Origin of the sequence: Paenibacillus sedimenti, from assembly GCF_014534655.1 — a bacterium.
GTDB classification, from domain to species: Bacteria; Bacillota; Bacilli; order Paenibacillales; family NBRC-103111; genus Paenibacillus_E; species Paenibacillus_E sedimenti.
The window spans coordinates 28,401-54,674 of sequence record NZ_JACVVD010000007.1; the positions used below are offsets into that span (position 1 = coordinate 28,401).

Sequence of the window (26,274 nt, forward strand, 5' to 3'; positions counted from 1 at the left end):
TATATCTAATACCAACATTATGCGACATCTATAGGGCAACAGCAAATCGTCTCTACCAGAATTGGATATTAACAAGAAAAATATGGTAGATTATAGTAGGTTAATATTTCATAGTTTAGAAGGAGTGAATGTCGACATGATTCATATCAAGCGTACCGCTCTAGTTGCAACCCTGGGTTTAACCCTGCTTACGCCTGCTTTCTCTGAAGCAACGGCACTAGCAGATTCTGAAGCAATGACTCGGGGGCAATTTATTCAACTCATTACAAATGAATTGAAGCTAATACCCGCCAACAAACAGGCTGCTCTTCCGCCGGATGTTAGCGCCGACTCCGCTTATGCCGATGCGGTTCGCGTCATGCTAGAGCGCAAAGCGATGAACGGTTATTCAGATGGCATGTTCCGTCTCGAACAGCCGATTAGTAAAGAAGAGGCCGGTTATATCCTCGGTCGTTTCCTCGGCATCGCGGACAGCAAAGCAAGCTCGGTGCTTCAAGAGAATTTCGGTGCGGATTTCGGCACAGAGACAGGCTTAATCAAAGATGCCGCAACCGCTCTGATCAAAAAATCTTTGGCGACCGATCCAGCGGTTTCGCAATGGTTGGCTGACGCCGCCAAGACCCAAACAAATCTAACTTCCTTCCGTGCCGACGTGGATATGAAGATGAGCATCGCATTCAAACCAGGGCCGGGTATGGGCGGCAATACCAGTAACTTCACAACAGAAATCAACTCGGCTATTGAATTCAATAAAAATCAAGGGCTACATCAAACCATTACAACAACTGCTCCTGGTTCGGATTTAGCAGCAAGAACAATAAAAACGGAGCAATATACGGTCACCCATGGTACCTATATGAGCTTGCCGAATGAAGCTAACGACGGAACTGTATGGTACGATATGACGAAGCAGATGCCGTTTACGTTCGAGGAGCTAATGAAGCTGCAAGAGAAAAGCACGCAAGTTAACCAATCGCTCGTTGCCCCTTATTTCTTCTATAAAGATCTTGGCACGACAGAAAAAGACGGAAAGAAGCTTCGTCAGGTTGAGATTCACGGCAAAATCACCAACACTGCGGATATTTTGAAAACGCTCGGAGGATTGGGCAGCAGAGGCCAAAATATGATCAAAGACCTCGAGAATTCACCGGCTCTCGCTGATATGAGTGTTGGTTTATCCGCTGTGCTGACGTTGGATGAAGAATCCAAGCTCCCTGTCAGCATGAATGGCGACTATATCATCGCATACGGCGACGACCCGGAGAATCCAATCGATCATATGGATATGTCGATGACGATGGTTTTTAAAGATTATAACCAGCCTATTAACATTGTGCTGCCCGACGAAGCGAAAAAGGCTGTACCTTTCACGATGCCGGCAGTGCCGGCGGCTGAATAAGGAGCTATCCCAAAAAAGCGCGGCAGGTGTACCTACCACCGGAGTGCGGTTTTCTCGCCGCAGACGGAAAACATGTCGCAGGCACGCTGTTGAACAGACCGACGTGGTCGTGGCCTTCCTTTTGCTTGCGAAGGCCATGCGGGCCGTCCGTTACCATGATCGAAGGGATTCCGAGTCTCGACTCCCTTTAGTCTCCAAAAGTCGAGTCCGGAGCAAAGTCCCGCTTTTTCCTCTAACGTCATTTGTGCGATCAGCTGGTTAATATCTCTTTCCATGTTCGAACCTCTCCTTTTAGTGATCTATGACTAATCCTTGATACCAAGCATCCCGCTTAACCCCTCAGCGATGCTTCATTCCACCAGTCCTGTCCTCATAAATCTATATCTCTATCTTATTGGAATACCGGTAATGCTTCTATCATAATCCCGACTTGTTTTTCCGACTTCTTCGGTTATTGATCCTCGAAAAAAGCTTTTTATCCGCCCTTTAACGTTGATCATTCCGACCAACCGGAGTTGTAGTGGGATAAAATGGATAATACAGGAGAAGATAATCATGAATAATATCCAATTGAAGGATGAATCCACCGATGGCACATTCCTTGTCTGATTCAATTACAGAAAACTTGAGCAGTATCCTCGAGTACATAGGAAATAGCGACGATATTGTCTCCAGAATATTCCGGGCAGGCCCTGACGGACAAATACAGGTATGCATTCTGTATACGGATGGCTTGACGGATACGAATTCGGTTCAACAATTCGTCATCACGCCTCTTATGAATCATATTGGACCCCGGGAAGTGGACATGCTTTGCTATTCAGATGACACTTTATTCTCTGGACTTAAGGAACAGGTCCTCACAGTGGGAGCGATTAAGGATGTTACGGATCATGAAGCGTTAATTCATTTTCTGCTGTCCGGTCAGGTCATCTTGCTCATTGAAGGCGTTTCCCAGGCCTTATCGATCAACATGAGTCAATGGGAGGATCGAGGTGTCAGTGAGACAAGCGCACAATCCGTCGTACGCGGGCCGAAAGAAGCCTTCACGGAAAATCTGCGGACCAATACCTCCCTAATTCGCCGTAAGATCAAAGATCAGAACCTCTGGCTGGAAAGCATATCGCTCGGTCAATATACTAAAACAACCGTTGCCATCATGTATATTCATGGTTTAGCCAATGACAAAATTGTGGAGGAGGTCCGCTCCCGCCTCGGACGGATACAGTTAGACGGCATTCTGGAGAGCAGCTATATCGAGGAAATGATCGAAGATAGTAAGTGGACGCCGTTTCCGACCGTATTCAATTCGGAGCGTCCGGATGTGATCGCTGCAGGGCTTCTGGAAGGGCGCGTCGCGATTTTGGTGGACGGCACCCCTTTCGTCCTTCTGATACCCGCATTGTTTGTCCAGTTTTATCAAGCCGCGGAAGATCATTATCAACGGGCGGATATCAGCACTTTAATTCGTTTCATTCGAATCATCGCCTTATTTATTTCTCTCAGTGCTCCTTCGCTTTATATCGCCATCACGACATTTCATCAAGAGATGCTTCCAACAAGGCTGCTTATGAGCTTGGCGGCACAGCGGGAGGGGGTCCCATTCCCCGCTTTTATTGAAGCATTAATGATGGAAATTACATTTGAGATATTGCGCGAGGCTGGTATCCGCATGCCCAAAGCCGTCGGACAAGCCATCTCCATCGTAGGAACTCTGGTCATCGGGCAAGCGGCCGTGGAAGCAGGAATTGTGTCCGCAGCTATGGTCATCGTTGTTGCAATTACGGCGATTTCCAGCTTCGTCCTTCCTTCTTATAACTTTTCCATTGCGTTACGCATGCTGCGGTTTATCCTGATGGGTCTAGCCGCTTCTTTCGGCCTATACGGCGTGACGATCGGTACCCTAACCTTGCTTTTGCATATGTGCAGCTTGCGATCCTTTGGCGTTCCCTATATGAGTCCGTTCGCTCCGTTCATTCCCAGTGATCAGGATGACGCCCTCTTCAGGTTTCCTCGTTGGATGCAGCGCAAACGACCGCGTTTGATCAACCAACAAAATACGGTCCGGGAAGAGTCGGCCCCTCAGCCGAAATCCAGAGGTTCCGTCTGACGGTAAGGAGGAAATCGTATGCTCAAGCGTAAGCTGTTATTCATATCGCTTATTGCCTGCTTCGCGTTGATGCTCTCAGGTTGCTGGAATCGAAGAGAAATGAATGAGCTTGCCATCAATATGGGTTTGGGGATCGATAAAATCGGTGACGGTTACCGCATTACCGCTCAAGTTGTTGTGCCGCGAGAAGTTGCCACCAGATATGGAGGCGGCGGCGGCCAGTCTCCCGTGACCGTGTATCAGTCCTCAGGCAAAACCATTTATGAAGCTTTACGAAGAATTACCGGAGAAAGTCCCCGGAGGCTCTATTTATCCCATCTCCGTGTTCTCATTTTGGGAGAAAGCTTGGCGAAAGAAGGGTTTGCTCCAGTTCTGGACTTTCTGTCCAGGAATCATGAGATGAGGACGGATTTTTTCATCGTTGTTGCCAAGGCTTCGCCGGCCGAAGACATATTGAAGGTGCTGACGCCTATCGAAGAAGTCCCGGCCAATAAACTGTTTACTTCGTTATCTGAATCTGGAAAAGCATGGGCCCCTACATTGACTGTTACACTTGACAGGCTCCTTAACGATCTAGTCCGTGAGGGGAGAAATCCCGTGCTTACCGCAGTAAGAATGGTCGGAACCATGACGAACAACCTTAAAAATATCGCTACTACAGAACCGGATGCAAGAATCAAGTATGCCGGTTTGGCTGTATTCAAGAAGGACAAACTGATCGGATGGTTGGATGAATCGGACAGCAAGGGATACTCTTACATAACCGATAAGGTGGAAACGACCGTTGGTCCGATTACCTGTCCCGAAGGGGGTCTAATGAATCTGGAGACCGTTCGATCCAAAACCAAAATGACAGCCAGGGTAGTAGAAGGTCATCCGGAAATTACAATCGAGATCCGCAGCGAAGGAAATATCGGGGAGGTACAATGCGAAGTTGATCTTACGAAGCCGGAAACGATTGATCAATTAGAGCAAATAGCAAAAGAACGATTACAGCAAATCGTGAAACATACCCTTGCCGCGGCGCAGACAACCTACAAATCCGATATTTTTGGGTTCGGGGATACGATAAGACGCTCAAACCCGAAAGATTGGGATCGGATCAAGGAAGATTGGGACCGCCTGTTCCCCGGAACGACCGTCCATGTGAAAACGGATTTCCAAATTCGCAGAGTGGGAACCGTGTCTAACTCCATCTTTCAGCAAATGAAGGAGTGAGCCGATTTGTGGATCATAGCGACGTGTATTTTCACCGCATCGTTAGCCTGCCTGGCGATTGAAGTCCCGGCATTGCGAAGAATTCAGCAGAAGAAAGACCATATTGCCTTCTATCTAATGTTGCTTGTCGGCACCGGCTTAAACATTATCGAGTTTGCAACGAACTTCGAGCTGCCGAACCCTTCTCGATTGATGATCATCGTTTACAAACCGATTTATGAAATGGTAAAAACCTTACTTGAACAATAACAGAGGGAGAAAGGGGGACGGAACGTTTGGATAAGGCGAAAATAAACGGTGCGGAACTCGTTGCGTTGATGCTGCTATTCGAGATGGGCAGTGCCGTTGTCGTGGGATTGGGCATGCAAGCCAAACAAGACGCGTGGCTGGCTATTCTGATCGGTATGTCGGCAGGCCTTATCCTGTTTCTCATTTACGAGTACTTGTTCCGGGAACATGCTTACTGCTCTCTGGTCGGTTATTTACTGATTCTCTTCGGCAAAAGAATAGGAACAGCGGCCGCTTGCTTGTATTTGATTTATTTTTTCTACATTGCTTCACGAGTATTGAGAGATTTCGGTGCTTTGCTGCTAAGTTCCATTCTGCCTCTGACGCCAATGTCTATCGCCCTTTTGATGATGGTCTTCCCTGTCGTATACGCTTGCACGCTCGGGATCGAAACAATCGGGAGGGTAGGAGAACTGCTTCTCACATTTATTGTCATGCTGGGCTTGCTTGCGGCTTTCCTTCTTGTCGCATCGGGCGTCATTCATTGGGAAAATCTGAAGCCCTCTTTGGAGAACGGCTGGAAGCCAGTGCTTGCAACGGCGTTTCCGCTTACCATGACTTTTCCTTTCGGGGAAACCGTCGTCGTTTCGATGCTGCTTCCTCACTTAAACAATCCTTTATTGGCCAAAAGAATCGGACTTATTTCCATTGCATTAAGCGGTCTGATCCTGAGCTTTATCATTGCCGTCAATATCAGCGTATTAACGGCATTCGGTGCGGAGAACTCTACGTTTCCATTGTTGAAAACCTTAGGCAAGATTCAATTTGGCGGTTTTATCGAAAGACTGGAAGCGATAGCGATTATCACATTGATCATCGGGGGTTTTTTTAAAATTACAACCTTCCTGTATGCCTGTTTCGCAGGTTTGATTGAGCTATTTCAAATCGAAAGACGAAAAGAGCTCGCTTGGACGCTCGGGCTGCAAATGTTTATTTGTTCCATCACAATAGCGGACAACTTCGTCGAGCATATCGAAATAGGATTAAAAATCGTACCGTCCTATCTTCATCTCCCTTTCCAGGTCGGTCTCCCCTTATTGCTGCTCGCACTCACATGGATTCGCAATAAATATCGAACGACTGGCAGGTGATTATTATGCAGAGCCAAGAAAAAATCAATAATCGGCAGCTGGCCGTTCTCGTAACGCTCTATACGATTGGCGATTCCATCCTGGTTCTGCCATCAATCCCAGCCATGATTGCGAAAGAAGATGCATGGATTTCCGGTTTGGTCGGCTTACTGATCGGCCTGCTCTTCGCCATGATGTTTGCATGGTTAGGCAAGCTGAATCCAGGATTAAACGTATATGAATACAGCCGTAATCTGCTTGGAAAATGGGGCGGGCAGTACGTCGCTCTGCTACTCACCTTTTATTTTTTATTGATGGTATCTGCCCAGATAAGGGAGATGGGCGATTTTATGACGATACATATCATGCCGGAGACCCCTATCCACTCAATTATCCTTTTATTCCTTGGAGTCGTTATCCTAGGAGCCCGTATTGGCATCGAGACCATCGCTCGGTTGGGAGAACTTCTTTTTCCGCATTTCCTCCTGCTATATTGTATTTTGGTTCTCTGTTTATTGCCGGAGATCGACTTGAAAAATCTTGCCCCCGTCTTGCATACGGGATGGAAACCGATCATCTACAGCTCGTTTACGACCATTACGTTTCCGTTCGCTGAAATCGTCTGCTTCCTTGTTATCCTGCCTTCTGTCAATAATGCTAAGCGGATTCCGAAAAGTATGTTAGCAGGAACGCTTATCGGAGGAATTATTCTGGAGATTGTGATCGTACTGACCATTGCCGTGCTTGGGGCCCCCATTACGGCCAACCAAATATACCCTACATATTCGCTTACCAAAAAAATCAGCATCGGCAATTTTTTGGAACGGATAGAGGCCATGCTTGCAATAATGTGGATTATTACTACCTATTTCAAGACGGTACTGAATTACTATGCCTTAATGCACGGGATTGCCAATTTGACAAAACTGAGCGACCCGAAACTGGCAACGCTGCCGCTCGGTATGATCCTGATTGTCTCATCGCTCGTATCATTTCCGGATATTGCGTACTTCAACGACCTGGTGGCCAATTACTGGCCATACCTCGATTTTACTATTTGTTTGGCGCTTCCATTATTGTTGCTCGGCTTACATTTCACTGCTAAAAAGTCCTGATAAGACTCAAACGGGATAGATTGCCCCTCGGATCTCATGAACTTGCTTCTTCCTCGTCTAGTCATAAAATGCTGGTAATGCCTCCCACATGATCGGAGATGTCCATAGGTCCCACTACCTCTTAAAATCTAATACCCGGAAGAAGATTAGAAATATTCCCCCTGCCTAACCGGACGATCTCGTTATTTAACTCCTCTGTGAGCGGGTTGCGAAGATATTTGAGATCATCGAATCTCAAACCGCTCGAGTAGCGAATTTTACGATCACCTATGGTTAAATCCATAGAATACAAGAAGCCAAGAACGGTTCTTTGATCTCTCGCCTTCATGAGCTCTATCTTTTTCAACTTAGCGGCAATCTGCTCTATGACTTTTTTATCGATGAGCGTCAGACTTTTGCCGTCTCCGTACTTAATATCGATTTGATCGATATGCTCAAAGTCTGTCTGAAGTAGTGAAGATAGAGACACTACGGGTTCTACCTTTTCTTCTTTAACAAGAATTTCGAGCGCGAATATCTGTGGCGGGAGGCTCTGCAGGACAGCCCCCTTGGTCCATACCTCAATCCAATCGCCAATTTGAAGCTGGTCGAATCGAAGTTCGCCCTTTTGTTTCTCGGAATTGATCTTGATATCCTTGTCAGGCTTCACCCAGAAGGATTCATACTTTTCACAAGCTTTGTCTTTACACCATTCAAGATTTTTAATGAGTAATAGTTGATCCTCGGCATTGATTTCCGTAATTTCCCCTACAGCTTCTGCTTCCTTAGGGATAACGTATGACGTGATTTCCAGCGGGAATGACTTGCCGACAGCTTTGTAAATTGCTTGTTTGAGATCTCCTTTCTCCTGTTCACTTATTTCTTCATGAAGTTGTCCGGTCTTCATAACATCCAAATGAACGGTGTCCACTTGATGCTCATTGGGAGAAATGCCTACACTCCGAACGACGATTGAGAACTGATTATAGATATCATCTAATCCATACACCTGTTCCTGTAAACTCAAAGGGATTTCAGCACGATCAACGGGCATAGGCGATGAGCTTTCCTGTGGGAACATAGTCCACCCGCAGGTGAGCAAAATGAATAACAATAAGCTTTTCAGTCCAATCCCCTCCTCATGCAATAGGAAATAAATACCATATTTAATTATAGCACCAAGTCATATTGACATCCAAATTTCATGGATTATAATGGTAAATGTAAAGATTTTCAAGTTGATTGCATGAAAATGCTTGTCGACAACAAAAGGGCAATGCTTTTTTAAACCGAAACGGTTTTTAAAACAACCCCGGTTCTCTCTGAGCTGAGAGGCACCGGGGTTGTTTGTGTTTCGGATTAGGAACAACCCCGACATGATCCTGAACAGGATGGTCGAGGGTTGTTTTTGTTTTCGCTTTTATTTTGAAAGGGGGGATTCGGACTCAGCGTTAGGCTTGCTTTTCACAACCACATTTCAAAGGAGGAATACAATGAAACGCCTGAAAAAAACTACATTCGTCTGGTTGCTGTCCGTTCTGGCCGCAGTATCCTTTGCACTTCCCGCACAAGCAACTCCCGATACGAGTGTCGCGAACAAGCAAAATTTTTCCACCGATGTCATTTACCAAATTGTCACCGATCGCTTCGTGGACGGCAACAGCGCCAATAACCCGACAGGAGCAGCTTTCAGCAGTAGTTGTACACAGCTTAAACTGTATTGCGGGGGCGACTGGCAAGGCATTATCAACAAAATCAACGATGGCTACCTGACCGGTATGGGCATTACCGCGATTTGGATCTCCCAGCCGGTGGAGAATATCACGGCGGTCATTAATTACTCAGGAACCAATAATACGTCCTACCACGGTTATTGGGCGAGAGATTTCAAGAAACCGAATGCCGCTTACGGCAGTCTCACTGATTTCACGAACCTCATAACGGCTGCACATAGCAAAAATATTAAAGTTGTGATCGATTTTGCGCCAAATCATACGGCCCCGGCGTCCGAAACGGATCCATCCTTCGCCGAGAACGGCCGCTTATATGATAACGGCACTTTACTTGGCGGCTATACGAATGATACGAACGGTTATTTCCACCATACCGGGGGAACGGATTTCTCCACAATCGAAAATGGCATTTATAAGAACTTATACGATCTAGCCGACATTAATCATAACAAATCAACGATGGATGCTTACTTCAAAAGCGCTGTGAAAAGCTGGCTCGACCTGGGCATCGACGGCATCCGTTTTGACGCCGTGAAGCACATGCCGTTCGGATGGCAAAAGAATCTGATGTCCTACATCAACGGCTACAAGCCGGTCTTCTCCTTCGGCGAATGGTTCCTGGGCACGAACGAAGTCGATCCCGGCAACCACAGCTTTGCCAATGATAGCGGCATGAGCCTGCTCGATTTCCGCTATGGCCAGAAGGTGCGCCAGGTGCTGCGTGACGGTACGGATACGATGTACGGACTCGACAGCATGCTGTCCGGGACGGCATCGGCTTACAATTTCGTGAACGATCAGGTCACGTTCCTCGATAATCATGATATGGACCGCTTCCAAGTCGCCGGCGCCAGCAATCGCAAGCTGGAGCAAGCGTTGGCGCTAACGTTGACCTCCCGCGGCGTGCCAGCCATTTATTACGGTACGGAACAGTACATGACAGGAAACGGCGATCCGAACAACCGTGGGAAGATGACATCCTTCAGCACGACGACGACCGCTTACAACGTCATCAAAAAACTCGCGCCGCTGCGTAAATCCAATCCGGCTATCGCCTATGGAACTACTCAGCAGCGTTGGATCAATAATGATGTTTACATCTACGAGCGCAAACTCGGCAGCAATGTCGCATTAGTCGCCATTAATCGCAATCTCACAAGTTCAGCGTCCATTACGGGTCTGATCACTTCCCTGCCGACCGGCTCGTTCACAGATGCGCTAGGCGGTACGCTAAACGGTAATAGCATCACTGTTGGCAGCGGCGGCGCCGTATCCAACTTCACGCTTGCTGCAGGGGGCGTAGCCGTATGGCAATCGACAGCAGCCGCAGAAGCACCTATTCTTGCGCACGCCGGCCCTGTCATGGGCAAAGCGGGCAATACCGTCACGCTGGACGGACGCGGCTTCGGCGCGACCAAAGGCACGGTTTACTTCGGCACAACAGCCGTAACCGGCGCAAATATCCTTTCGTGGGAAGATACCGAAATTAAAGCGATCATCCCTGCCGTAGCAGCAGGCAAATATGCAGTGTCCGTTAAAACTGCGGGCTCTGTTACCAGCAACACAGTCTCTAACTTCAACGTGCTCAGCGGCAACCAGGTATCCGTTCGATTCGTCGTTAACAATGCAACTACGGCATTAGGCGAGAACGTCTACCTTTCCGGCAGTGCAAGCGAGTTAGGCGCCTGGGATCCGAATGCAGCGATTGGCCCTCTCTACAACAAAGTCCTTTATCAATATCCGAACTGGTACTTTGACGTTAGTGTACCAGCGGGAACCGCGCTCCAATACAAGTTCATCAAGAAAAACGGCTCCACTGTGACATGGGAAGGCGGCAGCAATCATACCTTCACGACGCCTTCTACCGGAACAGCGACTGTTACGGCAACTTGGCAGCCCTAATTTATGCAAGCTCTTTCAACCTCTCGTCTGCTTTGTGCAGGCGGGAGGTTTTTTAAGCAGGAAAATCGGCATTCGCCCCGAAAACATGATCATGATGATTCTCGAAAGGTTGAACATATGACGGCCATTCTGCATGCTAGAAGCAAAAGTTATTTTTGGAAGGGCAAAGGTGCATTATCCATAAAAACCTTTAGGAATGGTCGTGCCTTTTACCATACAGGACGCGGACATTTTGCTGTTGCTGAAGGGAGTTATCTTCTGCTGAATCATGGTCAAGAGTACACGATTACCATCGAATCGGAAGTTCCCATAGAATCTTTCTGTATCTTTTTCCCAGAAAACTTGGTTGAAGAAGTATATCGTAGTCTAGCGGCCTCAAATGAGCAGCTGCTGGATGATCCGTTCGCACCGAAGCAGACGACCATAGATTTTGTTGAGAAAACTTATTCGTATGATGAATGGATTGCCCCCGCTCTATCTCAATTAAGGGCTGAATATACCAATAAGCAAGAGGATAGCGCATGGCTGGAGGAGATGCTGTACGAAATAGCGCAAAACCTTTTGCAGGTTCACCGTCAGGTGAATAAGGATATGATGAAGTTACAGTCACTAAAAGCCTCGACACGGGAGGAACTATTTAAACGGCTGCATGTTTGTCATGACTTTATTTCTGCCTACTACGATCAACCGATCACTTTAGCGGAGATGGCGAGAGCTGCATGTTTATCTCCAAACCATCTCCTCAGAAGCTACAAGCAATTGTTCGGTATGTCCCCCGGACAGTTTTTAACTGAAATGAGATTGAAAGAAGCAAAGACACTCCTGCTTAGAACAGACAAATCTGTCACCGATATTTGTTTAGAGGTCGGGTTTCAAAGTGTAAGTTCGTTCAGCGGACTGTTTGCCAAGCGTTTTGCCAGTCCCCCCTCCCAGTTCCGTCAAAAAAAGTGATTTTGAAGAAGTCGGATACGCTTGCATTCATGTAATTTTAGTACATAAGACAATTTCAGCTTAATCAAATCGAAAAGGAGAACCCATTTATGGAGTTAGCACAAATCATTGTCGATGTATTTCAGTCGGCACAGTCTGGAGATGCAACGCGACTAAAAGAGATATTGAAATCTCACCCGAACCTCGCAAACACCGAAAACGGCGATGGGCTTACGCCTCTGGGATTCGCAGCGCACTTTGGCCATCCGCAGGCTGTTCAAGTATTGCTGGATCATGGCGCCGACGTTAATGCTGTATCGCATTCCAAGATTTCTTACATCCCTTCCAATACAGCGCTGCATGCTGCGATAGCGGGCGAAAGAAATGTGGATGTCATTAAGCTTCTTCTCGATAACAAGGCTCAGACAACGATAATGGATGGTAACGGTCATACCTGCTTGCATACCGCAGCTTTCCATGATGACAACATAGAGCTGATCCAACTATTGATCGAACACGGAGCCGATGTCCATGCAAGAGCCGAAGGCGGAGCTACTCCACTATCTCTCGCACTCGAGCAAGGCAACAATAAAGTAGCAGCATTTCTCCGTCAAAACGGAACACTGGAGTAACCGAACCAAAAAACCGTTACTTCCCATACACCATACCGGTGCGTGGGGGTAACGGTTTTCTTCATTTAAGAGCCGGCGCCACGATAACGCTTCACGCCAATGTTCCAGATGGAAATGCCCAATATGCTAAATACAATACCCATGAGAGGCGTAAGCATTGCGAACCATTTCCAGTTGGCCGGATCGATAAAGTAGGCCGCAGGGTAAAAGCCGACAAATGCAAAAGGCAATATCCACGTCAAAATGTTTCTGAGCAGCTTGTTATAAATCGTTACGGGATAGCGCCCGTAGTTCTGAATGTTCCAAATGAGCGGCAGAATACCCGTTGGCGCATCCGAGAAAAACGAGAGCGACGTCAGCGAGATGTATACCCCCGCATAGATGAGCACCGATCCGACGACCAGGACGATAAACATGAACGGGTCATACCAATGGAACGGAAGGTCCAACTTTACCCATGCGTAAATCATTACGATCGCCCCCGCCAACGCGCTGAACAGCGAAGAAGGATTCAGATTCTCAAGCATGAGCTGCCAAAGGTTATACGCAGGACGTGTCAGAATGCGGTCCATTTCGCCTTTAATAATATAGCGTTCACCAAAGCCCCATAGGTTAAAAAAGGTGATAAACAAGCCGTATGGAATCATAAAATATCCGTAAATGAACAAAATCTGTTCTTGATCCCACCCTCCGAGCGATTGCGTTTGCAGGAAAACAACGAGGATGAAGAAGAGATTCAATCCATTGAACAAAAGATCGGATACCACTTCAATCCAAAAGTCGGATCGGTAGGTGAGGCGTGTTTTCATGTAGTTTTTCAAATATTCCACAACGAGGGACAGATAGAACATAGGCTTCACCCTCCCTGCACAAACAAGCGCGTTCTCGATCTGTTCCACAAGATATAAATCGGAATAATGAGAACGAAGAACCACAACGCTTGAATGCCTAACTTTTCAAATATTTCAGATCCCGTAATTTTTCCGGTAAAAACGGCGCTTGGCAGGTAAGTAATCGCCTGAAAAGGCAGCCATTCCAAAACCGATTTGGCCCAGCCGGGAAAAAAGGTAATCGGAATAATGAGACCCGAGAAGAGGTCGACCGCAATACGTTTCATGCGCATGAGACCTTCATTGTTTTCCAGGAAAAATGCGAAAAGCCCCGTAATAATATTAAGCTGCGTATTAATAAGGAAGCTGAAGAAAAGCATGAGCAGATAAATAAGCCAAAGCGATGGATCTGTAGGCAACTCAACCGGCAAGAGCAGCCAGACGAAAATCATGCCGGGCGTCGTGAAGAGAAGAAGCCGGAACACGCCTTCCCCCAGACCTTGCATCATTTTCACATTGACGTAGTTATAAGGCCGGATGAATTGAATGGCTACGCTGCCGTCGCGAATTTCAGTGGCAATCTCACGATCCAGGTTATTGAAATAAAACGCTCTGCTCATCCAGGAAATGGCTACATAAGTAGTCATCTGTGCAAGCGTCATACCGCCGATGATCGTTTGCTCGCCATAGATGGCCTTATATACAAAATAGTAGGAACCAATATTAAGTGCATAGATAAGAATGCCGCTGTAATAATTGACGCGGTAGGCGAGCATCATTAGAAACCGCATCCGGATAATTTCCAAATAAGCGCTAAGCATGGGTGGCGACTCCTTCATGCTGCTGTGCTTCCTCATCGCGCTTCACTTCAGCCGATCCGGATTTATAAATTTCGCGTACAATGTCATCCGTATTCGTTTCATTAATCTTAATGTCCTGAATTTGCAGTACGCCGACAACACGGCTCAGCACCTCGGAGACATTCGCCCGATCCTGAGGGATGAACACTTTAGCGGATAGCTCATTCTCAAGCTGCCAGGCAACATCCAGGCCTTGCGTCAATTCCTGAAGCTTAGGCAGTGTAACCGGGTATTCGAATTGAAGCACGACTTCTTTGCCTTTGCCCCACTTCGCTTTCAGCTCTTCGAGCCCGCCATCGTAAATAATCCGACCGTCATCGAGCATAATAACCCGGGAGCAAAGCGCCTCAATATCCTGAAGATCGTGCGTCGTAAGCAGGATTGTCGTTTCGTACCTCTGGTTCAGCGATTTGAGAAATTCGCGAATTTCCGTTTTTACTACAATATCCAATCCAATCGTCGGTTCATCCAAGAACAGAATCGCCGGATTATGTAATAATGAAGCGGCGAGTTCACAACGCATCCGTTGACCCAGACTAAGCTTGCGCACAGGACGTGAAAGCAGGTCGGAAAGCTGTAGACGATCCACGAGCTCGTCGAGACGTTTTTTGTAATCGGCTTCGGAGACGCGGTACACTTTCTTCAATAATTGAAAGGATTCCACGACGCCGATGTCCCACCAAAGCTGGCTGCGTTGACCAAACACGACACCGATGCCGGATACGAATTTTTCCCGTTCTTTATATGGAACGAACCCGTTCACCTTAATGTGACCCGATGTCGGTACGAGAATACCGGTCAACATCTTGATTGTTGTCGATTTTCCGGCGCCATTTTCGCCGATATATCCGCAAATTTCGCCCTTTGGAATTTGAAAGCTGATGTCTTTCACAGCTGTGACATGCTTGTATTCTCTGCGAAACAAATCTTGAAAGGCACCCTTCAATCCGCCGCGGCTTTGCTGCACTTGAAACTCCTTGCGAAGCTGCTGAACGTCAATCGCTAACATAACGAACCCCCTGTCTTTGTAGACTCGGCTACAAGTTATTCCAAAATTCGCCCAAACTTGCTATCGAAGTTTCTTAGCATCTATAATATGGATCATATAGACGAATTGTACAACAGACGATGCTAAACTAATGATACATGAAATCTGTAAGAAAAAAAAGTACAGATAAGCTTTTTCCTTTGAAAGGAGCGCAGATGCCTTGAAAATACTAAAAAGAACCCTGCTCCTGATCGGTATGCTGCTTATGGTGGTTGCCGGGTATTATTCGTATTCGTTCTACAACTTTGCCAAGAATATATCGAATCATTCGGAAAATCCGCAAGGCGGCGGCGGTCCGCTGATCAGTCAAGCCCTCAAAGATAGAGGCGACAAATATACGCCTCCCAAATGGGAAGGCAAGCAGCGGGTTAATATCCTGCTTCTTGGCGGCGATTCACGCGGTTTGAAGAAGAATGAGTTGCCCAGATCGGACAGTATTATGCTTGCTTCCATCGATCCTGTGACCAAGAAAGCTCACTTATTCTCCATCCTCCGAGATACATACGTGAAGATTCCGGGCGAAGGCGAGGATCGGATTAATACGGCCATCACGACCGGCGGGCCGAATCTGGTTATGAAAACGGTAAGCGATCTTTTGGGCATTCCGATTCAATATTATGTTTATACCGATTTTAAAGGGTTTATTGCACTCATTGATGCAGTTGGCGGGATTGATATTGAAGTTGAAAAAGACATGAAATACTCCGACTCCGAGGACGATCATGTCTATGATATTAATTTGAAAAAAGGAATGCAGCATCTCGACGGCAAAACAGCGCTCCAATACGTGCGTTTCCGTCACGATGCGCTGTCTGACTTCTCTCGTACCGAGCGTCAACGCAAGTTTTTGACGGCTGTCGCTCAAAAGATGCAAACCACATCCTCGCTGATTAAGCTGCCGAAAATATTGAACTCGATAGATCCTTACATTGACACGAATCTTAGCGTGACCGATATGCTCAAGCTAGGTTCGTTAGGTTATGAAGCCAAAGCGGACGGCATCGTCAGCTCCCAGCTTCCGCCAACCGAACTGCTGATCGAGAAAAACGTCCGCGGCGCCGCTGTCATTACAGCCGACAAAAACAAGCTGCAGCATTACGTGAAGGATCTCTTCGCCGGCAAGGCGGAAGCGGATGCTGGTCCTTCGAAGCCATCGCCTTCGCCGACCCCGAAGTCGGCGGTGAAGACGACGAAGAATTAGGGCGCGGGCTGAGCGGCGGCACTGGCATCATGCCATTTGCCAAATTAACGGGAAAACCTCCCGCTATTAGGGTTGGAAACAGCATGATGGAGAAATTAGCTGGAAATACTGGCGTTAATTTGGCCATTTCCGCGGATTATGCCTCTACTTGAGAAGAGCATTATGCTCCCGCTGCAGGTAGAGGCTTTTTGCAGACTAAATTACATATAAAGGAATGATCCATTCATGGAACGCAAAAGATCCGAACAGTTGTATCAAGAAGCCCTTCAACATATTGTTGGCGGCGTCAACAGCCCCTCCCGCTCATTCAAAGCTGTGGGCGGCGGCGCGCCCGTCTTCATGAAGCGCGCGCAAGGCGCTTACTTCTGGGATGAAGACGGCAATCGCTTCATTGATTACCTCGCCGCCTACGGCCCGATCATTACCGGTCACGCACATCCGCACGTGACCGAAGCGATCATAAGCGCCGCGCAGAACGGCACGCTGTACGGTACCCCGACCGAACTCGAGATCGAGTTCGCGAAGATGCTGAAGTCGGCGATTCCCTCGCTCGACAAAGTACGCTTCGTCAACTCCGGCACCGAGGCCGTGATGACGACGATCCGCGTGGCGCGCGCCTACACGGGGCGCACGAAGATCATTAAGTTTGCCGGGTGCTACCACGGCCACTCGGATCTCGTGCTCGTGGCGGCCGGCTCCGGGCCGTCCACGCTTGGCACGCCGGACAGCGCCGGCGTGCCTGCGAGCATCGCGCAAGAGGTCATCACCGTGCCGTTCAACGACATCCCGGCACTCCATGAAGCCCTTGCGCGTTGGGGCAAAGATGTGGCCGCCGTCATGGTCGAGCCCATCGTCGGCAACTTCGGCATGGTCATGCCCCATGCCGGCTACCTCGAGCAGCTCTGCGCAGCTGCTCGCAGCCATGGCGCCCTCGTCATCTACGACGAGGTGATTACGGCGTTCCGCTTCCATTACGGAGCGGCACAGACGTATACCGGTCTCCCGCTCGCGGAGGCCTCCCGCACGACGACGGCGAACCCTTTCGCCGCCGTGGAGCCGGATCTGACGGCCCTCGGCAAGGTGATCGGCGGCGGGCTGCCGATCGGCGCCTACGGGGGCCGCAAGGAAGTGATGGAGCAGGTCGCGCCGCTCGGACCTGCGTATCAGGCCGGCACGATGGCGGGGAATCCCGCTTCCATCAGCGCCGGCATCGCCTGCCTGGAGGTGCTCCAGCAGGCAGACGTCTACACCAAGCTCGAACAGCTTGGTGCCCGCCTGGCCGACGGCGTTGCCGAGTCGGCTAAGCGCCGAGCCATTCCGTTGACGGTCAACCGGATCGGCGGCGCCTTCTCGACGCACTTCTGCGACCATCCGGTCACGAACTACGATCAGGCGCAGGACACAGACGGCGAACGCTTCGCCCAGTTCTTCCGGCTAATGCTGGAGCAGGGCATTAACCTCGCTCCGTCCAAATACGAGGCCTGGTTCCTGACCATCGCCCATACGGAAGAAGATGTCACTCGTACATTAGAAGCTGCCGATCTTGCATTCAAAAAAATGGCTTCCGGGTAGACTATCCCTCTTAAATATACCGATACCCTATCGCCCCTACCTGTCCCAAAAGCGAACTATGATCTGATCCGGATCATAGTTTGTTCGTTTTTTTTGACCGTCTCATTTGCAAGAAAATTGGCTTTATTCACCAGTATGCAAAAAAGGTAACGCTTACATTTTTGATTTCACAGCGCGACTATTGTCGGATCTTCTTTTTCGTGCTATTCTAAGAATACTTTTACCCTTTTCGCGAAACGTCTTGTTTTCACAGTATTTTCTTAGAAAGTTAGGGCACGATTTACAAATTTTCAGTTCTTTTTTGTACTTCATGCCTTACTTTTACACGGGTCGTTAAGAGCTTTATTTTGAGGGATCGTGCTCCTTGAAATTAGCATGCTATTCAGCAGAATTGCATTTTTATGCATCGGCTTGCATATTTCGGATTTGCCTGATTTTCCGGTAATGAGCGAGTATGCAGGGATTGCGGGCTTAGACGGTGCAATAAATGCAAGATGCAAGACAACGTAATGCAAGAGGAGTTTAAATATGTATTGGAGGTGACGGTCAGGAGACTGACCTAGAGCAATGAATGAATTGATGCGAAATGAAGGCCGTTTTCAAAATCTGCTAGGAACCGAACACGATAGCTGCGGAATTATTTGTATTATTGAAAAGAACGGTCATCCTTCCCGTGATAATATTCAAAAGACGATCGATGCCCTTGTAAAAATGGAACATCGTTCGGGCTTTATTAACGGCGAAGGCGACGGTTGCGGAATTCTAACGGACATTCCACGTGCTCTTTGGGAAAAGAAATTAACAGATGCGGGTCTTGACGGCAAGTTAGCCTATGACAACCGTTTTTCTGTTGCTCATATCTTTGTTCCGCGCAAGCTGGACCTGACCGCCGCTGAAATTCAAAACGGCATCCGCGAGCTTTTTGCCGGACATGATGTATCTATCATTCTGGAGCAAGAGAATCAAGTGGATAGCAATGTTCTTGGACCTAACGGCTTGAACGATGAGCCTACATTTTGGCAAATCGCCGCGCTTTCCGAGAAATCGGAAGTGAATGTCGCCGACCATCTGTTTGAACTTCATATTGCTATCGAAAACAAATACAACGTTCACGTAGCAACGCTGAGCAACGTAACAGCTGCCTATAAAGTGTTGGGCGCTGCAAGCATTTTGCCTAAATATTTTAACGATACTCGTGATCCTCTGTTTGCTTCCCAAGTAACCATCGGTCACAACCGTTATTCTACCAATACATTGTCCAGCTTCTTCCGCGTACAGCCTTTCTCGCTGCTTGGACACAACGGGGAAATTAACACCGTTAAGAAAATGCGCATCGAAGCTGACATGGTTGGCGTACCGCTCGTTAGCGGCGGATCCGACTCCCAAGACATGAACCGGACCATCGAAACGTTCATTCACCGTTTTGGTCTCAGTCTGTTCGAAGCCATGGAAATGGTATTCCCTCCTATTATTAATGAGATGAAACAGTTCCGTCCGGAGCTTCAAGATTTATACGTTTACTTCCGCCAAGTTTGGGGACATTATGCACAAGGCCCTGCAGGTATCGTTTCCCGTTATGGCAACGAATGTATTTTCAGCGTGGATGCGCTGGGTCTTCGTCCGGTTTGGATGGTTGAGAGCGATACTTCCCTCTACTTCTCCTCTGAACAAGGCGTAATTACGGTTGGTGACATGGTTGCCGACCCGAAACCGATCGCTCCAGGCGAAAAAGTAGGCGTTGTGCTTACGCCAGGCGAACACGTGCAAGTTATTCCTTATCATGAAGTACAAAGCTTGGTATACGAGCGTGCAAGCAAACGCCTGAACTTTGGCGGATTGCGCAAACACCTGACACCTGCTAAAACAGACGCACAAGCTGAGTTGAACGAAAATATCGTCGCAACCGACCAGTTGTACAGCGCTTTTGGTTGGGATCGCGATGGTATCCAACATATCGAAACCATGTCCGAAACCGGCGCGGAGCCGATCCGTTCCCTCGGTCATGATTCCCCTCATGCGGCTATCGCGTGGGAGCGTCAAAACGTACCTGACTTCATTAAAGAAAGCGTAGCGGTTGTAACGAACCCTGCGATTGACCGTGACCGTGAAATGGAGCACTTCTCCACGCGCGTCGTAGCAGGAACTCGCCCGGCTGTTTACTCTCAAGTAGATGCCAAGCTGCGCATTGAGCTTTTAGCACCGCTCGTTCTCGAAGGCACTAATGGTGTAGACAGCGAAGAGCATCTGTCCCAACCTTCCTACGAGCAATTGCTCGCTCTGTTCCGCGCTCAAGGCGAGAACAGCGTAGCCGTGCTTTCAGCAACATTTGCAAGAGGCACTTCCCTGCGTGACGGTTTGGACAAAATCGCTGCAGACGCGGTTGCCGCTGCTAAAGCCGGTGCAGCCCTGATCGTGCTTGACGATGCGGAAGCTCATCAAAACGATCGCCTATGGCTTGAACCGCACCTGGCGGTTTCCAAAATCGACATCGCTTTGCGCGCAGAGAAACTCGGCTTTGGCGACAATCTGCGCCGCCGCGTAACGATCGTTCTGCGTTCCGCAGCGATCCGTAACCTGCATGATATTGCGGTTGCCTGCGGTCTGGGCGCTGACGTCATCTCCCCCTACCTGCTGTTCTCTACAGCATCGGATAAAGAGGGTAACGCAGCTGCTGCACGCAAAGTTTACGCTGCACTTACCAAAGGTCTGGAGAAAGTTATCTCCACGATCGGTACGCATGAGCTTCGCGGTTACACACGTTTCTTTTCCTCCATCGGCTTCCATCCGGAAGTAGCTGAGGTGCTGGATATCGTGAATTACCTCGGCAGCGAAAAAGCGGGAACCGGCTTCGCTCAATTGGAAGCTGAAGCTGAAGCACGCTATGCTGACTATAGCAATCCAAAAGCAAAAGCGGCGAAAAACTTCCGCTTCTTCCAACGTATGTGGAAAGCATTAGGCGATGCCGCTTCCGGAGCAGCTCCTTACAGCGACTACCGCGACAAACTGCGTGAAGAAGAGCAGAAGAACCCGATCTCGATCCGTCACATTGCCGGATTTAATGTGGAGAAAGCTTTGAGCGAGGGTCGCAAACCGCTAGATGCGTCTCAAGTGGACATTTCGATTGGCGGTCACTCCTTGCCGATGTTGATCTCTTCGATGTCCTTCGGTTCACAGAACGAAACAGCTTTCCGCGCCTACGCCGAAGCCGGCGAACGCCTGAACATGGTGACCATGAACGGCGAGGGCGGAGAGATTAAAGATATGCTCGGCCGTTACAAAAAAACGCGCGGTGCGCAAGTCGCATCCGGACGTTTCGGCGTTAACGTAGAACTGGCTAACGCGGTTGCTTTCCTTGAGATCAAGATCGGTCAAGGGGCAAAACCGGGCGAAGGCGGTCACTTGCCAGGCTCCAAAGTTACAGCGAAAATCGCTGCGGCCCGTAACGCAACAATCGGCTCCGACCTGATCTCTCCTTCGAATAACCATGATATTTATTCGATTGAAGATTTGGCGCAAATCATTTCCGAGCTGAAAGAAGCTAGCGGCCGCAAAGCGAAAATCATCGTAAAAATTCCGGTTGTTCCTGGTATCGGAACGATTGCGGTAGGTGTTGCCAAAGCTGGCGCTGACGTTATCACGCTGTCCGGTTTTGACGGTGGTACAGGCGCGGCTCGTATTCACTCTTTGACTCACGTAGGTCTTCCTACTGAGATTGGTACTAAACTTGCTCACGTTGCCCTGATCGAAGCAGGCCTTCGTCACCGCGTTGAGCTGTGGTCTGACGGCGGATTGAAATCCGGCGCTGACGTTGTAAAAATGGTTATGCTCGGTGCAAACCGCGCAGGATTCGGTAGTATCGCTATGCAATCTATCGGTTGTACAACATGTCGCGGCTGTCACCTCGATACTTGTCACGTTGGTATCGCAACGCAAATCGACTCCATGGAAGAAGCCGAAGAAAAAGGTCTTCGCCGCTTCGTGCCTCGTCAGTACGACCTTGCTGTAGACAGCTTGGTTCGTTTGTTCGGCTCGATGGGTGAAGAAGTACGTGAAATCGTCGCTTCCCTTGGTTTCAAGAACTTGCAGGATCTCGTAGGCCGTTCCGACCTGCTGCAGCAAATCAGTCATCAAGAGAGAATCGACCTGTCCGATATTCTTCGTCCAGCTCCGCTGCAATTTATCTCGGATGCAGAAAGAGCCATGGAAGAAGCGGCAGTATCTTCCGATATTCGTATCGCAGCCGGCGCTGAAGGTCAAGAATTCTTCCCGGACTCCTTGGCTATGGACGCACCAATCGTACGCAACTGGTCCAAAGTGGATGCCGAGTCCCGTATCCTTGGAACTCGTTACTCCAGCCATCGCGTAAGAGATCGTTTCGACGGCAGCTACGACCAATTGCCTGACTTCGCTCTGAACCTCGTTGACGGTTCCGTGCCTGGTAACGGTCTGGCGGCTTTCAATGCCCGCGGCGTAAATATTACCGTTCACGGCGGAGCTGAAGACGGTCTTGGTAAAATGGCGTTCGGCGGTAAAGTGGCGATCCTCAAGTCACAAAGCAAAAACAATACGCTTATCAACGGTAGCGTAGGTAAATCCTTCGGCTACGGTGCACAAAAAGGCTTGTTCCTGATCCAAGGCGGCGCTGATACTCGCGCATGTATCCGTTTCTCGGGTGCTGACGTTGTATTCGGCGGAGAAATCACAACTCCGCTGCAGGATGAGCTTGGCGGACTCGCAGCTCGCGCGAACCTCAAAGGCTTCGCATTCGAGTACATGACTAACGGCCGTGCCGTAGTTATGGGCGACCCGGGTCCATGGATCTGTGCAGGTATGACAGGCGGCGTGATCTATCAACGCCTCGTTCCTGAAATGGGTCTTGACCAAGCGGCAATTGAACGCCGTATCGCCAAAGGCGCGAAAGTGAAACTCGAGTCCATCGGCGTACAAAGTAAAAAAGATCTAACAGAACTGCTCACTGCATACCGCGACGAGCTTGCTGGTTCCGGCCAATCCGAAGCAGCAGCGAAAATCGACGGACTGCTGGGCAACCTGGAAGAAAACTTCATCCGTATCTCCCCGGTCAACATGCAAGCTGACCAGTCGGTTGCTACGGAGTAATAAAATAATTGCACTGATAAAGCCTCTACAAGATCATCTCTTGTGGAGGCTTTTTTTTTTCATTCTAAGAACCTAATTTAACGAATAGCCATTGACATAGTTATAATATAACTAGTAATATTATAACTATGAAGAGAACAAAAAAAACTCAACGTTCCCCATTAGCATTAGCCATTCTTGCACTTCTCACAGAGAGACCCATGCATCCATACCGGATGCAGCAACTCATCAAAGAACGAAGAAAGGATGAAGTCATTAACGTACGTCAGCGTACGAGTATTTATCAGACCATTGACCGCTTGTTACGGGATGAACTTATTACGGTACAAGAAACTTTGCGGGAAGAAGGGCGACCCGATCGCACGATCTACGAAGCCACCGCCGAAGGAAAGCAATTATCTCTGGAATGGCTTCGCGAAATGCTCTCGACCCCCGTGCAAGAGTTTCCCGAATTTCCGGTGGCCGTCTCCTTCCTCTCTCTATTGGCACCCGAAGACGTTCAACTGCAATTCGAAAAGAGAGAACACGCGCTCGATACAGAATTAAAACACGTAGAAGCTGAACTACAAACATTCAAGGAGATTATTCCCCGATTATTCATGCTGGAGTCAGAACATAAGCGCGCAGTACTTGCGGCCGAACTTCAATGGGTGCGTGCCATCGCAGAGGATATCCGTACCGGCGTGCTCGTCTGGAATGAGGAATGGATACGTGAAATAGCGAGACGTCTGAATAGTCCGGAATAACAACATCTTCAAACGAGAAACCGGCACTTAACAAGCAGCAAAATGAAGAACGGCGGGTTATTAGTTAAATGTAAAGGAGATGCCTTTATGTTGGCCAAACGAAAGAAAAAAGCATTGATTATCGGGTGCGGGATTGCCGGTCCCGCCCTGGCACTTTTTCTGAAACGGGCAGGTATTGAAGCTGAAATCTACGAGGCCCGAACAGCTTCTGAGGGCTTCTCTCTTTCTCTGTCATGCAACGGCTTGGCTGTATTGCAGGAGCTCGGACTCGATCAGGCTGCTCTAGCGGAAGGCTCCGCCGTTAGCAAATGGCTCATGTGGAATGGCAAAGGCAAAAAGCTGGGCGAAGGCGTATTAGCCGGGAATGGACTTAAGAGCGTCTTCATCAAGCGCGTACCCTTAGGCGATATCATTTCAGACGAAGCCGAACGTCAAGGAATCAAAATCGTCCGCGGCAAGAAGGTGGAGGATATCAAAGTTTCGAGCGACGGCGGGGTTGTTGCAACTTTCCATGACGGCACAACGGCTAGCGGTGACCTCCTCATTGGGAGTGATGGCGTCCACTCGCGTACCCGCCGGTTCGTCGATCCTGCTTTCCAAGGTGCAGCTTACACCGGACTAATCAACAGCGGAGGCTATACCACCGGTCTCAATCTTTCTGAACCGCCAGAAACTACCCACTTTATTTTTTGCAAACGGGCCTTTTTTGGTTATCACGTAAGCTCAACCGGATATATTTACTGGTTTACGAATTGGCCGGAGGCGAAAGAACCTGTTAAAGGATCGTTGAATACGATCACGGAAGAACAGCGGAAGCAGCAAATGTTGGAAGTTTATCAAGATGATCAACCCTTCATCCGAGAGATTATTGAGGCGGCCGAGACGACCTTCCCCTACTTTGCTTCCTATGCTCTGCCCAAACAGCCGTCAAGTTGGCACAAGGGCCCTGTAGTGCTGCTCGGCGATGCGGCACATGCCATCTCACCCAGCTCCGGGCAAGGAGCATCAATGGCATTGGAAGATGCGATTGTTCTGGCCAAATGTATAAGAGATATCCCCGATCTTGAGCAAGCATTTGCGACTTACGAGCATTTGCGCCGGGATCGTACCGTTAAAATGTTTGATGTCGGAAAGCACGGCGATTCAGGCAAGCATGTCATACGCCCCATGCAGCAATGGTTCCGCGATGTGACAACGCCTTTATTTCTCAAACTTTTTGCAAATCAAAAAGCGTCTGAATGGATGTACGGCTATCGAGTCGATTGGGAGACTCAAGTTCAAGCCTGCTCACCTGCCGACACCCCAAAGAGAAGATTAAGTTGAATCACAATTCGCATAAAAAACTGGAAAATTCCGCAATTTATACTTGCACCACAAATCCGCATACCACAGGAGGTCATTTTTGATGAGCCATCAAAAACGCCGTGATGAAGCAGCTTGGAAGAGCCGTAAACAATCGCAAAACCCCCATGGTAAAATCAAATCGTTGGCGCAATACGCGAGCGAGTATGATGCGGAGCAGGGAACAAAGTAGTGCAAATAACCCCGTAACCTGCTTAGCAGGTTATGGGGTTACTTTTTTATACCATTACTATCAGATAGTTATCGTATCGTTAAGGTTGTGTGTAAGAGAAGCTTGCAGAATCTTTAGCGAGCTGACCTGTTAAATTATACGTATAGAAATACGTGACGGACGTTGCCGATGGATTCGGTGCAAATACCCATTTGACCGATGTAGCGCTTAGTTTCGTCACCGTGGTTGTAAAATCTCCAGTTGCCGCATTCGTTGTCACGTTTAACGCCGCGCTTGCCGCGGATAAATTGCCCGCTGCATCTTTGGCTTTTACGGTAAAACTATAAGCCGTGCTTGCCGTTAAACCGGTCACCGTGATGTTAGTCGCACCAGTTGTCGTGCCTGCCAACATACCGCCTTTATATACCTCGTATCCGGTTATACCCACGTTATCGGTCGACGCGTTCCAAGTCAAGCTCACTGTCGTACTCGTTTTGGATGAAGCCGCTAAGCCTGTTGGCACCGTTGGCGCTTGAGTATCCGGCGAACCGCCTTACAAATATTGACCCGTAAACGGATTAAAGCGAGTGATCGTATGGAAGCCTTGCACCGCTTCCATCAAGTACAAGAACGGCGTTGCATCCTCATACGGCAGCTTGGCCCCGGCCAGCGCCTCCCTAGTCTGCTCGCAAATCACAGACCAATGCGGCGGCAGCTCCGCATCGCCGCCCGTCCAGCTCAGGGCTAGCTCCCGCTTGCTAAACAGCTGCGTGTACAGCCCTGTCATATCTACAAAGCTTAGCTGCTTAATCGCTTGCCGCACGGGGAGCAGATGCTCCAGCAGCCAGGCTCGCATGAGATCCATTGGGATAAAAATGTATTTATTTCCTAATATAAACATTCACTCTTTATAGTAGCAGTTAATCTATTAAAAACAATATGTGAACCAACCAAGCGTCTTAGCGACTCTGGGTTTTTTTGTTTTCATTTGCGATTGTGGTCCTAGTCAT

General features: G+C 48.7%; 20 protein-coding genes and 2 pseudogenes. 15 read left to right on the forward strand and 7 right to left on the reverse strand.

What is annotated here, in order from left to right; translation table 11 throughout:
• Positions 1-136 precede the first annotated feature (136 nt).
• Positions 137-1,399, forward strand: coding sequence for an S-layer homology domain-containing protein (locus tag ICC18_RS19335; RefSeq protein ID WP_188176094.1), 1,263 nt, complete (start codon positions 137-139; stop codon positions 1,397-1,399).
• A 58-nt stretch (positions 1,400-1,457) separates the two neighbouring features.
• Here the strand turns inward: ICC18_RS19335 and ICC18_RS33830 are convergent.
• Positions 1,458-1,674 (reverse strand): annotated as a pseudogene (locus tag ICC18_RS33830) (hypothetical protein); the annotation flags it as partial.
• Positions 1,675-1,988: 314 nt separating this feature from the next.
• On the opposite strand from ICC18_RS33830, the gene ICC18_RS19340 reads away from it, so the two are divergent.
• The 5 genes from ICC18_RS19340 to ICC18_RS19360 are packed head-to-tail and all read left to right on the forward strand — an operon-like array spanning position 1,989 to position 7,200.
• The gene (locus ICC18_RS19340; RefSeq protein WP_223192702.1) at positions 1,989-3,509 is read left to right on the forward strand and encodes a spore germination protein; all 1,521 of its coding nucleotides are present in this window, start codon (positions 1,989-1,991) and stop codon (positions 3,507-3,509) included.
• 18 nt (positions 3,510-3,527) lie between these two features.
• On the forward strand, positions 3,528-4,727 hold the full coding sequence (locus ICC18_RS19345; protein ID WP_188176096.1) for a Ger(x)C family spore germination protein: 1,200 nt from the start codon (positions 3,528-3,530) through the stop codon (positions 4,725-4,727).
• 6 nt (positions 4,728-4,733) lie between these two features.
• Positions 4,734-4,976 (forward strand): hypothetical protein, encoded by a 243-nt coding sequence (locus ICC18_RS19350; RefSeq protein WP_188176097.1) that lies wholly within the window; start codon positions 4,734-4,736, stop codon positions 4,974-4,976.
• A gap of 26 nt (positions 4,977-5,002) precedes the next feature.
• Positions 5,003-6,106 (forward strand): GerAB/ArcD/ProY family transporter, encoded by a 1,104-nt coding sequence (locus tag ICC18_RS19355; RefSeq protein WP_188176098.1) that lies wholly within the window; start codon positions 5,003-5,005, stop codon positions 6,104-6,106.
• Between the two features lie 5 nt (positions 6,107-6,111).
• Entirely contained in the window at positions 6,112-7,200 is a 1,089-nt protein-coding gene (locus ICC18_RS19360) for a GerAB/ArcD/ProY family transporter (RefSeq protein WP_188176099.1), read from the forward strand.
• A 121-nt stretch (positions 7,201-7,321) separates the two neighbouring features.
• Here the strand turns inward: ICC18_RS19360 and ICC18_RS19365 are convergent, their stop codons facing one another.
• Positions 7,322-8,233 carry a hypothetical protein gene (locus tag ICC18_RS19365; RefSeq protein WP_188176100.1) on the reverse strand — a complete coding sequence of 304 codons (912 nt, stop codon included), beginning with the start codon at positions 8,231-8,233 and terminating at the stop codon, positions 7,322-7,324.
• 439 nt (positions 8,234-8,672) lie between these two features.
• On the opposite strand from ICC18_RS19365, the gene ICC18_RS19370 reads away from it, so the two are divergent.
• The 3 genes from ICC18_RS19370 (at position 8,673) to ICC18_RS19380 (ending at position 12,376) form a co-directional block, all read left to right on the forward strand.
• Positions 8,673-10,814 (forward strand): alpha-amylase family glycosyl hydrolase, encoded by a 2,142-nt coding sequence (locus ICC18_RS19370; RefSeq protein WP_188176101.1) that lies wholly within the window; start codon positions 8,673-8,675, stop codon positions 10,812-10,814.
• A gap of 117 nt (positions 10,815-10,931) precedes the next feature.
• Positions 10,932-11,765, forward strand: coding sequence for a helix-turn-helix domain-containing protein (locus ICC18_RS19375; RefSeq protein ID WP_188176102.1), 834 nt, complete (start codon positions 10,932-10,934; stop codon positions 11,763-11,765).
• 89 nt (positions 11,766-11,854) lie between these two features.
• The gene (locus ICC18_RS19380; protein ID WP_188176103.1) at positions 11,855-12,376 is read left to right on the forward strand and encodes an ankyrin repeat domain-containing protein; all 522 of its coding nucleotides are present in this window, start codon (positions 11,855-11,857) and stop codon (positions 12,374-12,376) included.
• Positions 12,377-12,441: 65 nt separating this feature from the next.
• On the opposite strand, the gene ICC18_RS19385 is transcribed toward ICC18_RS19380, so the two are convergent.
• The 3 genes from ICC18_RS19385 to ICC18_RS19395 are packed head-to-tail and all read right to left on the reverse strand — an operon-like array spanning position 12,442 to position 15,075.
• The gene (locus ICC18_RS19385; RefSeq protein WP_188176104.1) at positions 12,442-13,227 is read right to left on the reverse strand and encodes an ABC transporter permease; all 786 of its coding nucleotides are present in this window, start codon (positions 13,225-13,227) and stop codon (positions 12,442-12,444) included.
• A gap of 5 nt (positions 13,228-13,232) precedes the next feature.
• Positions 13,233-14,027: an ABC transporter permease gene (locus tag ICC18_RS19390; protein ID WP_188176105.1), complete on the reverse strand. Its 795-nt coding sequence runs from the start codon at positions 14,025-14,027 to the stop codon at positions 13,233-13,235.
• Positions 14,020-15,075, reverse strand: coding sequence for an ABC transporter ATP-binding protein (locus tag ICC18_RS19395; protein WP_188176106.1), 1,056 nt, complete (start codon positions 15,073-15,075; stop codon positions 14,020-14,022). Before ICC18_RS19395 ends, ICC18_RS19390 begins: the two co-directional genes overlap by 8 nt.
• Before the next feature lie 235 nt (positions 15,076-15,310).
• Between ICC18_RS19395 and ICC18_RS19400 the strand changes: the two genes are divergently transcribed.
• The 6 genes from ICC18_RS19400 to ICC18_RS33835 all read left to right on the forward strand — a co-directional run bounded on the left by ICC18_RS19400 (position 15,311) and on the right by ICC18_RS33835 (position 25,285).
• A complete protein-coding gene (locus ICC18_RS19400; RefSeq protein ID WP_188176365.1) occupies positions 15,311-16,315 on the forward strand; it encodes an LCP family protein in 1,005 nt (334 codons plus the stop codon).
• Between the two features lie 225 nt (positions 16,316-16,540).
• Complete coding sequence (locus tag ICC18_RS19405; RefSeq protein WP_188176107.1) at positions 16,541-17,887, forward strand: glutamate-1-semialdehyde 2,1-aminomutase; 1,347 nt, start codon at positions 16,541-16,543, stop codon at positions 17,885-17,887.
• 567 nt (positions 17,888-18,454) lie between these two features.
• Positions 18,455-23,005 (forward strand): glutamate synthase-related protein, encoded by a 4,551-nt coding sequence (locus ICC18_RS19410; protein WP_223192703.1) that lies wholly within the window; start codon positions 18,455-18,457, stop codon positions 23,003-23,005.
• Between the two features lie 200 nt (positions 23,006-23,205).
• A complete protein-coding gene (locus ICC18_RS19415) occupies positions 23,206-23,751 on the forward strand; it encodes a PadR family transcriptional regulator (protein ID WP_376745648.1) in 546 nt (181 codons plus the stop codon).
• 87 nt (positions 23,752-23,838) lie between these two features.
• Positions 23,839-25,074: an FAD-dependent oxidoreductase gene (locus tag ICC18_RS19420; protein ID WP_223192704.1), complete on the forward strand. Its 1,236-nt coding sequence runs from the start codon at positions 23,839-23,841 to the stop codon at positions 25,072-25,074.
• 82 nt (positions 25,075-25,156) lie between these two features.
• The gene (locus ICC18_RS33835) at positions 25,157-25,285 is read left to right on the forward strand and encodes a DUF6254 family protein (protein WP_223192705.1); all 129 of its coding nucleotides are present in this window, start codon (positions 25,157-25,159) and stop codon (positions 25,283-25,285) included.
• Positions 25,286-25,529: 244 nt separating this feature from the next.
• Here ICC18_RS33835 and ICC18_RS33840 read toward each other — a convergent pair.
• Together ICC18_RS33840 and ICC18_RS19430 are read right to left on the reverse strand one after the other, a co-directional pair.
• Positions 25,530-25,805 (reverse strand): annotated as a pseudogene (locus tag ICC18_RS33840) (fibronectin type III domain-containing protein); the annotation flags it as partial.
• A 12-nt stretch (positions 25,806-25,817) separates the two neighbouring features.
• Positions 25,818-26,165 carry a hypothetical protein gene (locus ICC18_RS19430; RefSeq protein WP_188176110.1) on the reverse strand — a complete coding sequence of 116 codons (348 nt, stop codon included), beginning with the start codon at positions 26,163-26,165 and terminating at the stop codon, positions 25,818-25,820.
• Positions 26,166-26,274 lie beyond the last annotated feature (109 nt).

What these genes read in the sequence shown, in the direction of transcription:
- ICC18_RS19370 (WP_188176101.1), top strand. Translation starts at nt 8,673, where the DNA reads ATGAAACGCCTGAAAAAAACTACATTCGTCTGGTTGCTGTCCGTTCTG.
- ICC18_RS19345 (WP_188176096.1), top strand. Translation starts at nt 3,528, where the DNA reads ATGCTCAAGCGTAAGCTGTTATTCATATCGCTTATTGCCTGCTTCGCG.
- ICC18_RS19420 (WP_223192704.1), top strand. Translation starts at nt 23,839, where the DNA reads ATGTTGGCCAAACGAAAGAAAAAAGCATTGATTATCGGGTGCGGGATT.
- ICC18_RS19430 (WP_188176110.1), bottom strand. Translation starts at nt 26,165, where the DNA reads ATGTTTATATTAGGAAATAAATACATTTTTATCCCAATGGATCTCATG.
- ICC18_RS19415 (WP_376745648.1), top strand. Translation starts at nt 23,206, where the DNA reads ATGCATCCATACCGGATGCAGCAACTCATCAAAGAACGAAGAAAGGAT.
- ICC18_RS19380 (WP_188176103.1), top strand. Translation starts at nt 11,855, where the DNA reads ATGGAGTTAGCACAAATCATTGTCGATGTATTTCAGTCGGCACAGTCT.
- ICC18_RS19410 (WP_223192703.1), top strand. Translation starts at nt 18,455, where the DNA reads ATGAATGAATTGATGCGAAATGAAGGCCGTTTTCAAAATCTGCTAGGA.
- ICC18_RS19335 (WP_188176094.1), top strand. Translation starts at nt 137, where the DNA reads ATGATTCATATCAAGCGTACCGCTCTAGTTGCAACCCTGGGTTTAACC.
- ICC18_RS19360 (WP_188176099.1), top strand. Translation starts at nt 6,112, where the DNA reads ATGCAGAGCCAAGAAAAAATCAATAATCGGCAGCTGGCCGTTCTCGTA.
- ICC18_RS19405 (WP_188176107.1), top strand. Translation starts at nt 16,541, where the DNA reads ATGGAACGCAAAAGATCCGAACAGTTGTATCAAGAAGCCCTTCAACAT.
- ICC18_RS19340 (WP_223192702.1), top strand. Translation starts at nt 1,989, where the DNA reads ATGGCACATTCCTTGTCTGATTCAATTACAGAAAACTTGAGCAGTATC.
- ICC18_RS33835 (WP_223192705.1), top strand. Translation starts at nt 25,157, where the DNA reads ATGAGCCATCAAAAACGCCGTGATGAAGCAGCTTGGAAGAGCCGTAAA.
- ICC18_RS19365 (WP_188176100.1), bottom strand. Translation starts at nt 8,233, where the DNA reads ATGCCCGTTGATCGTGCTGAAATCCCTTTGAGTTTACAGGAACAGGTG.
- ICC18_RS19400 (WP_188176365.1), top strand. Translation starts at nt 15,311, where the DNA reads ATGCTGCTTATGGTGGTTGCCGGGTATTATTCGTATTCGTTCTACAAC.
- ICC18_RS19385 (WP_188176104.1), bottom strand. Translation starts at nt 13,227, where the DNA reads ATGTTCTATCTGTCCCTCGTTGTGGAATATTTGAAAAACTACATGAAA.
- ICC18_RS19375 (WP_188176102.1), top strand. Translation starts at nt 10,932, where the DNA reads ATGACGGCCATTCTGCATGCTAGAAGCAAAAGTTATTTTTGGAAGGGC.
- ICC18_RS19395 (WP_188176106.1), bottom strand. Translation starts at nt 15,075, where the DNA reads ATGTTAGCGATTGACGTTCAGCAGCTTCGCAAGGAGTTTCAAGTGCAG.
- ICC18_RS19390 (WP_188176105.1), bottom strand. Translation starts at nt 14,027, where the DNA reads ATGCTTAGCGCTTATTTGGAAATTATCCGGATGCGGTTTCTAATGATG.